The sequence below is a fragment of the Agromyces allii genome (assembly GCF_009749385.1).
GTDB lineage: Bacteria > Actinomycetota > Actinomycetes > Actinomycetales > Microbacteriaceae > Agromyces > Agromyces allii.
This window is the reverse complement of sequence record NZ_WBIN01000013.1, coordinates 190,403-199,423: the sequence shown is the minus strand read 5'-3', so window position 1 is coordinate 199,423 and position 9,021 is coordinate 190,403. Positions and strand designations below refer to the sequence as shown.

The window sequence follows — 9,021 nt, the reverse complement described above, 5'->3', positions numbered from 1 at the left end:
GCCGGGCGCTCCCGCGCCGCCGCGCCGCGCGCCGACGCTCGAACCGGCACCGCCGGGCCGGCCGGCAGACCCGTCGCCGGTCGGCCACCGACCAGGATCACGGCCTGGATCGCGGGCATCGCGACGGTTGCCGCGGCATCCGCGATCCTCGCCTTCGCGGCGATGGCCGCGCCCGTGGCGATCCCGGAGGCGAGCGTGCCGTCGAGCACCCCGCAACCGGCCGCGCCGCCCGAGACCGCGAGTCCGCCGAGCGACGAGCCGCAGGCCCCCGAGCCCGCGCCGCAGCCCGCCGAGCCCGTCGTGGGCGTGAGCGTCCCCGAGCTCGCCGCGCTCGCGCTCGCGGACGCGAGGCAGCGGCTCGCCGACGCGGGCCTCCGGGTCGGCGCCCTGACCGTCGTCGACTCGCCGCAACCCGGCGACACCGTGCTGTCGACCGCTCCCGCCGCAGGTGCGGGCTCGACCGTCGGCAGCGCGGTCGACCTGACCGTGGCCTCGGGGTCGAACGCGATCCCGGATGTCGCGGGCACGACGCGTTCGCAGTCGCTCGCCCTCCTGCGCGACGCCGGGTTCGTCGTCGAGGTCTCCTTCGAGGCCGCTCCCGGCGTCGCTGACGGCTCGGTGCTCGGCACGCAACCGGCGGCGGGCGGGGTGCTGCGACTCGGCGCGACCGTGGTCGTTCGCGAGACGCGCACCCCGCAGGCCTCGACGCCGCCCACGCCCACGCCGACGCCCGTGCCGAGCGGGCCGCCCGCGGCATCCGCGGCCGGTGCGCCATGACCGGTCAACGCGTCCTTCGGGCACCGGCAATCCGTCGTTCACCGAGCGGCGGGATCGTGTGGCGACGCGCGGCAACCGCGCGTGCCGTCTTACCGCCACCAGTCCCACGGGGGAGTCCGTTGAGTCCGTCGCCGCAGTCGGGGAGCGCACCGTGAGCTCCGGGTCGGACACGACCGAGATCATCGAGGCCGCGCTGCTGAACGGCCCCCGCGAGAGCGCCCCCGACGACGCGCCCCGTCCGCGCCCGCGTTCGCTCGACGCGAAGGCGTCGCGCGCGGACACCGTCTTCCGGGTCGTCGCGACCTCGGCGGGCGGAACGACCGTCGCGATCATGCTCGCCGTCGGCGTGTTCCTCTCGATCAGGGCCGGCGACGCGCTCCAGGTCGCGGGCTTCTCGTTCCTCACCGAGACCGAGTGGTCGCCCGAGACGCAGACGTTCGGCATCGCCGCCGTGCTCTTCGGCACCATCACCATCGCGGTCATCGCGATGTGCTTCTCGGTGCCGCTCGCGCTCGGCACGGCGCTGCTCATCTCGGAGGTGGTGCCCGGCCGCGTGAAGTCGGCGCTCGTGACGCTCGTCGACCTCATGGCGGCCGTTCCGAGCGTGGTCTTCGGCCTGTGGGGCGTGTTCTTCCTGCAGGCGAACGTCATCCCGGTCGCGCAGTGGATCTCGACCTACTTCGGCTGGATCCCGTTCTTCGCCGTGACCGACGCCGACGGCAACCGGCTCACCGATGCGAGCGCCTTCACCTCGTCGGCGTTCATCGCGGGCATGGTCGTGGCGCTCATGGTCGTGCCCACGCAGACCTCGGTCATGCGCGAGGCGTTCTCGCAGGCCCCGGTGGGCGAGCGCGAGGGTGCGCTCGCGCTCGGCTCGACGCGCTGGGGCATGATCAGCACCGTCGTGCTGCCGTTCGGACGCGGCGGCGTCATCGGCGGAACGATGCTCGGCCTCGGGCGTGCGCTCGGCGAGACGATCGCGGTCTACATGATCATCTCGCCGATCTTCGAGATCAACTGGCAGGTGCTGAAGACCGGCACCAACTCCGTCTCGGCGCTCATCGCCCTGCGCTACGGCGAATCGAGCCAATTCGGGCTGTCGGCGCTCATGGCGGCCGGCCTGGTGCTGTTCCTCATCACCCTCGTCGTCAACTTCACCGCGTCGTCGATCGTGGCCAGGTCGCGATCCGGCGCCGAGAGCGGGGCATGATGACCGACACGATCACGACGCTCGTCGATCCGGCCGAGCTCGAGGAGCTCGAGCGCGAGATCGCGCCGGACGCCGACGCCGACGCCGACGCAGGCGCCGAAACCGCGCCCTCTGGCGGCCGCCTCGGCCGCACGGTCGTGCCGGCCCGCAGCGACGAGCCGATCGGTCCTCGGCGAGCCGTGCGCGGCGTGACGCTCGACGACCGGTTCAACCTGTTCGGAGCGCTCGCGGCGGCGCTCGCGGTCGCGACGCTGCTGTTCGGCTGGCTGACCCCGATGACCGGGGTGGTCGGCTGGCTCGTCGTCGCATTCCTCGTCTTCCTCGGCATCTACGCGCTCCTCGTGGCCATGCGCTCCGACCGGCAGGCCGTGGTCGACCGGGTCATGACGACGATGCTGTACAGCGCGGGGGCGATCCTGCTCGCGGCGCTCGTCTTCGTCGTGCTGTACACGGTGGGCCGAGGCATCCCCGCCATCAGTCACCTGAACTTCTTCACCGAGACGATGAAGTTCGCCGGCCCCCTCGACTCGCTCGAGGTCGGCGGCATCCTGCACGCCATCGTCGGCACGCTCATCCAGATCGGCATCGCGCTCGCGATCACGATCCCGCTCGGCATCGCCACCGCGGTGTTCCTCAACGAGGTCGGCGGCAGGTTCGCCCGATTCGTGCGCACGATCTCCGACGCGATGACCGCCCTGCCCTCGATCGTCGCCGGCCTGTTCGTCTACTCCGCCGTCATCACGCTCATCACGCATCAGCGGTCGGGCTTCGCCGCGAGCCTCGCGATCACGGTCATGATGCTGCCGATCGTGATCAGGGCGTCGGACGTCGTGCTCCGACTCGTCGCCGGGCACCTGCGCGAGGCGTCGTACGCGCTCGGCGCCTCCCGGTGGCGCACGGTGTGGCACGTGGTGCTGCCGACCGCGCGCTCCGGGCTCGTGACGGCCGTGATCCTCGGCACCGCTCGCGGCGTGGGCGAGACCTCGCCGGTGCTGCTCACCTCGGGCGTCACCGCCGTGATGAACCTGAACCCCTTCGAGGGGCCGATGATCTCGCTGCCACTTCAGGTGTTCGACTTCGTCAAGTCGCCGGAGCCGAACATGATCGCGCGCGGCTTCGGTGCGGCGGCGACGCTCATCCTGCTCGTGCTGGCCCTGTTCGCGATCGCCCGCGTCATCGGCGGCAAGGGGCCGGGTCAGCTCTCCGACCGGCAGCGTCGGGCGGCGGGTGCGGCCTCGGCACGCGATGCCGAGCGGATGTCGCAGCGCTCCAGGCCGGCTGCGGCGACGGCGATCGTCGAGGCCCCTGCCGACCCGCCGCGCCCGCCCGGGGCATCCGACGGCCCGGACGTTCCACCAGGCCGACCGGCCCCACCCGAAGCCCAGACCCCAGAGGAGCGCCCGGCATGACCCGGACACCCCGATTGCGTCGCGCGTTCGCCGCGGCCCTCGCCACCATGCTGCTCGCGGCCGGCCTCGCCTCGGCGGCCTCCGCCCCGGCGTACGCCGACACCTGGCAGCCGATCGACGGCACGGGCTCCACCTGGTCGCAGAACGCACTCGACCAGTGGCGCAAGAACGTGGCCTCCAACTACGGCATGACCATCAACTACTCGGGCACGGGCTCCTCGGCCGGACGCCAGGACTTCATCAACCAGCGCGTCGCCTTCGCCGTCTCCGAGATCCCGTTCCAGGCCCAGCCCGAAGACAATTCGCCGCCCGAGGTGCCGCAGACGGGCTATGCCTACATGCCGATCGTCGCCGGCGGCACGTCGTTCATGTACAACCTCAAGATCGGCGGCAAGAAGGTCACGAACCTCCGCCTGTCGGGCGAGGTCATCTCGAAGATCTTCACCGGCCAGATCGCCAACTGGAACGATGCGGCCATCCAGGCCGACAACCCCGGCCTCGCGATGCCCGACAAGGCGATCGTGCCGGTCGTGCGATCCGACGGGTCGGGCACGAGCGCCCAGTTCACGCTGTGGATGTCGAAGCAGTTCCCGTCGATCTGGACGGCCGGCATGCGTTCGCAGTTCCCGACCCCCGCGAACGGCAAGGCCCAGAACGGCTCCCTCGGCGTCGCGGGCTACGTCAGCCAGGACTACGGCGAGGGCGCGATCACGTACGTCGAGTACTCGTACGCCCTGAAGTCGGGCTTCCCGGTCGCGAAGGTGCTCAACCCCTCGGGGTACTACATCGAGCCGACCTACCAGTCCGTGGCCGTCGCGCTCATGTCGGCGAGCGTCAACGCCGACCTGACCCAGAACCTCGACTCCGTCTACAACAGCGGGGACGCCAGGGCCTACCCGCTCTCGAGCTACTCCTACATGATCGTGCCGACCGAGCTGAACAAGGTGTTCACCACGGCGAAGGGCAGGACGCTCGGCGCGTTCGCCAACTACATGCTGTGCGAGGGGCAGCAGCAGGCGGCCGCGCTCGGCTACTCGCCGCTGCCCATGAACCTCGTGCAGGCGGGCTTCGAGCAGATCAAGCGCATCCCGGGTGCGGACGTCTCGGGCGTCGACCTGAACACGTGCAACAACCCCACCTTCAAGCCGGGCGACTCGCCCTCGAACAACCAGCTCGCGGCCACGGCACCCCAGCCGGCCGCGTGCGACAAGCAGGGACCCGACCAGTGCACGACGGGCACCGCGGGTGCCGTCGAGGAGACGCCGGTCACCGGAACGGGCGGCGGCGGCGGATCGTCGGATGCCGGGGCGAACGCGAATGCGGGCGGCACCCCCTCGGCGGGTGCAGGCACGACCGGTGGCGGATCCACCGGATCCACCGGGGCCACCTACGACGCCAACGGCAACCTCGTCTCGGGCGGCTCGTCGACCACGGCCGGACTCGCGGTCTCGTCGCCCTTCACGCTCGCCGATCCCGGGTGGGGTCCTGCGCAGTTGCTCATGGCCGCGGCCGGGATCCTGCTGCTCGTGGCGATCGTGGTGCCGCCGCTGACCTCCAGGCGGCTCAGGGAGTCACGGCCGCCGAAGGCCTGAGTCCGCTCCCACCGCGTCGGCCGCTCCTCCGCGGCCGATCCGGTGCGCCTCCGCTGGCCGACCGCACGCCAGCGAACCGTGATGAAACCCCAGACGAAGCCCGGTTTCCGCAGTCGATTCGCCGCGGCATCCGTGTGCCACATGCGCGCGAGACGTCGTTGACGCACCGTTCATCGGGACGTCACGAAACGCCCATACTTTCGTCCCCGTCAGCAGCTCGACCGCTGCGAATCACCCTTGGAGAACCAGTGCCAGACGCACGCACCGAAGGACGCCGCCGATCGACGTGGCTCGCATCGGGCACCTCCGGAATCCTCACGGCCGCCGTGGTCTTCGGCGTGATGTCGCTGGGGGCGCTCTCGGCCACCGAACCGGCCGCGGCGGCGGACTCGTCGGCCGTCACGGTCACCGCCGCCGACCAGGACCGGTCGCCCGACCCGGCGCCCTTCCCGGAGCTCGCCGTGACGGTGTCGCAGACCCGCGACCTCGTCGCCCAGGGCATCCAGGTGTCGTGGACGGGCGGCGAGGCCTCGACCGTGCCGAGCCAGCAGACGGGCGGACGCAACTTCCTGCAGATCTTCCAGTGCTGGGGCGACACCGCCGTCGACCCCGAGCACCCCGAGCTGCCCGTCGGTCCGGACCGCTCGACGTGCCAGTACGGCGGCAACCTCACCCCGGGTGCGACGCGCGATGCGTTCCGCGACAGCGACGAGAGCGTCGATCCCGAGGACGCGGACTACACCGTGATCGGCGACGGCTTCGCGAGCCCGACGTACACGTCGATCCCGTTCCGTTCGGCCACCGGCGAGACCGTCGCCTCGATCGTCGACGGCAAGAAGGTCGACGTCGACGTGAACACCAACCAGTTCTTCACCGCGAACACGACGAACGAGATCCCGTGGGCCGGCTCCGGCGGCGACGGAAGCGGCTCGGTGAAGTTCGAGGTGCAGACGGCCATGCAGTCGACCGCGCTCGGGTGCGGTGCCGCGGTGCCCGCCGCCGACGGCTCCGTCACGGGCGCACCGTGCTGGCTGGTGATCGTGCCCCGGGGCACGAGCGACTCGGGCTCGGCGAACATCACCCAGTCGGGACTGTTCTGGGACGCCTGGCAGCACCGGCTCGCCGTGCGGCTCGACTTCACGCCGATCGGCAACCGCTGCCCGATCGGTGCGGCCGAGCGCCAGGTCGCGGGCAGCGAGCTGGTCGGCGCCGCGATCTCGTCATGGCAGCCGGCGCTCTGCAACGCCGAGTCCGGCGCGATCTTCTCCGCGCTCACCGGCGCCGAGTCGGATGCGGCGTTCGCCGCCAACGGCAAGGACACCGCGCCGATGGCCCTCACCTCGCTCCCGCTGGACGCCGACGTCACCGACACCCTCGCCTACGCGCCCATCGCGCTGACGGGGCTCTCGATCTCGTTCGCGGTCGACCGCGAACCGAAGTCCGACGGGTCGGTGCCCGTGGAGGCGTCGCAGCGCGCCGGGCTGCCGTTCACCGAACTCAAGCTCACCCCGCGACTCGTCGCGAAGCTCCTGACGAACTCGTACCTCGATTCGCTGCCGACGCTCGCAGACCGCGACCACCTCAGCCACCTCGACGGCGAGACCAGGGTCTACAACCCGCGCACGCTCAACAACGACCCCGAGTTCCTCGCGATCAACGACCCGGAGTGGGCGCACCAGTCGCTCGTGGCGCCCTCGCTCGCCGACCTCCTCGTGCCGCAGGGGCGCTCCGACCCCGCGACGATGCTGTGGACGTACGTGACCTCGGACCCCGACGCAGCGGCGTTCCTCGCGGGCGAACCCGACACGTGGGGGATGACGGTCAACCCGTGGAGCTCCACCGACGCGAAGCTCAACCCGTCGGGGGTGGCGTTCTCGCTGCCGCGCACCGACTTCCCGAAGGCCGACCCCGTGGAGCAGGCCGCGAGCGGGTCGAGCGGTGCGGTCAACCTGGTGACCTGGCGTCCGTACGTGACCGACCTCGCCACGAGCGCCTACGACACGCTCCGCGGCGACGGGCTGGCGCTCGGCGCCTGGGACCCCCTCGCCTTCACCCCGAAGTACGGCAAGGCGGCGCGGGCGCTCCCCGGCCAGCAGCGCGTGCTCGGCCTGACCGACACCGCCTCCGCCGCGCGCTACCAGATCTACACGGCAGCCCTGATGAACCCGGCAGGCACCTACGTGCCGGCCACGAACGACGCGATGCTGGCGGCCGCGGCCGCGATGACGGCCGACCCCGACCAGCCGCAGGTCTACGGCTTCGATCCGAAGTCGACGGCCGCGGCCGGCGCCACCACCGCCTACCCGCTGACGATGCCCGTGTACGCCGCCGCCAGCCCGTACATGGAGGACGACGAGGTGCGCGCGAGCTACGCGGACTTCATCCGCTTCGCGGCGACCGACGGGCAGACCCCTGGGGCCGGATTCGGGCAGCTGCCCGACGGCTACGCACCGTTGCCGCAGGCCTGGCGCGACATCGCGGTCGTCGCGGCCGGGGTGATCGAAGCCGGGGCCGTGCCCGCGCCCACGCCGACGCCCGGACCCACGAACTCCGGAGGGAGCCCGGCCGTCACGCCGAACACACCCTCGACCGCCGTCGCGCCGGGGGCGTCCGCCCCGGTACCCCCTGCGGCCGGCAACCCGTCGGCGAGCGGCGACGTCGCCGCCGCGCTCGCCGGAGCGACGACCCCCGATGATCCCGAGACGTCGGCGCTCGCCGCCGCCGTGCCGGCGAGCCTGCTCGGCGGCTTCGCCGGGGCCCTCGCGGTGCCCTTCATCGGCCGGATGCGGCGCCGCATCTGAGACCCAAGACCATTCCGACCGCACCATCGGCACGACCGCACCGCCGCACCACCAGCACTGCCGCACGACCCGCACCGCCGCACGACCCGCATCACCTGTTCCACCAATCCTCATCACGAGAAAGAAGACAGATGAACCTCAAGAAGATGGCCGCGTTCGGCGCGACCGTCGGCGTCGCGCTGGCCTGCGTGGGCCTCAGCTCGGCCGCCTACGCCGAGCCCGTCTCGAACAGCTACTCGCTGGTCGGCTCGGACACCCTGCAGGACTCGGCCAACGCCATCATCAACGGCACCGGCGCGGCAGGCGGATTCCTCCGCGTCACCTCGTCGAACACCACGCTCGGCAACTTCGACGCGTTCGGTTCGACCGCCATCCAGACCAAGCCCGGCGGCCCCTACTTCGGCCGTCCGTCGGGATCGACCGCGGGCGTGAACGCGCTCCGGGCGTCGATCCTCGGCACCAACTACTCGGGCAACGCGGCGATCCCGGCCAAGGCGATCACCGGACAGGTCGACATCGCACGTTCCTCGAGCGGCCCGGGCGCCAACGCCAACACCTCCGGCCTGCTCGCCTACGTGCCCTACGGACGTGACGCGGTCGGCTTCGCCTACAAGGGCGGCACCGGCAACTGGGCGACGCTCACCGCAGCGCAGCTCAAGTCGATCTACGAGTGCAACACGACCGAGATCGACGGCGTCGCCGTGACCCCCCGCATTCCGCAGAACGGATCGGGCACCCGCTCGTTCTTCCTCTCGGCCATCGGCGTGACCACCCTCGGATCGTGCGTCAACGACACGAACAACACGACCCCCGAGAACGACGCCACGGTGCTCGGCGCGAACCAGATCATCCCGTTCTCGGCGGCCAACTGGGTCTCGCAGGCGAACGGCGTGGCCGGGGTGAACACCACGACCGCAGCGGGCGTGGCGTTCGGATCGGCCCTCGCCGGGCAGGCCGCCTTCACCGGCACCGCACCCAACCTGGTTCCGAACTCCGCCTACTACACCGACACCAAGTTCGGTCGCGACACGTACCTCGTCGTCGAGTACGCGCGCATCAACTCGGCCGACCCGAAGTACGACGCGGGCCTGGCACGTCTGGTGAACCCGACCGTGGCCAACAGCCTCACCAGCTTCGGCACGATCGGCACGTCGGTCGGCAACGTCAAGAAGAAGTTCGGCTTCCTCGCTCCCTCCACCACCACGCTCACGCGCGCATTCGCGACCCTCTGA

General features: G+C 71.4%; 6 protein-coding genes. All 6 read left to right on the top strand.

Annotation, left to right across the window (positions count from 1 at the left end; genetic code table 11):
- On the top strand, positions 1–777 hold a 777-nt coding region (locus GQR16_RS16990), incomplete at its 5' end, for a PASTA domain-containing protein (protein ID WP_157416339.1).
- A gap of 151 nt (positions 778–928) precedes the next feature.
- Positions 929–1,987, top strand: a complete 1,059-nt coding sequence (gene pstC, locus GQR16_RS16985) for a phosphate ABC transporter permease subunit PstC (RefSeq protein WP_246200905.1) — start codon at positions 929–931, stop codon at positions 1,985–1,987.
- The gene (gene pstA, locus GQR16_RS16980) at positions 1,987–3,396 is read left to right on the top strand and encodes a phosphate ABC transporter permease PstA (protein WP_157416338.1); all 1,410 of its coding nucleotides are present in this window, start codon (positions 1,987–1,989) and stop codon (positions 3,394–3,396) included. Before pstC ends, pstA begins: the two co-directional genes overlap by 1 nt.
- Entirely contained in the window at positions 3,393–4,988 is a 1,596-nt protein-coding gene (gene pstS, locus GQR16_RS16975; protein WP_157416337.1) for a phosphate ABC transporter substrate-binding protein PstS, read from the top strand. The genes pstA and pstS overlap by 4 nt, the downstream gene beginning before the upstream one ends.
- A 248-nt stretch (positions 4,989–5,236) precedes the next feature.
- Entirely contained in the window at positions 5,237–7,789 is a 2,553-nt protein-coding gene (locus tag GQR16_RS16970; protein ID WP_157416336.1) for a hypothetical protein, read from the top strand.
- Positions 7,790–7,920: 131 nt separating this feature from the next.
- Positions 7,921–9,021, top strand: a complete 1,101-nt coding sequence (locus GQR16_RS16965) for a hypothetical protein (RefSeq protein ID WP_157416335.1) — start codon at positions 7,921–7,923, stop codon at positions 9,019–9,021.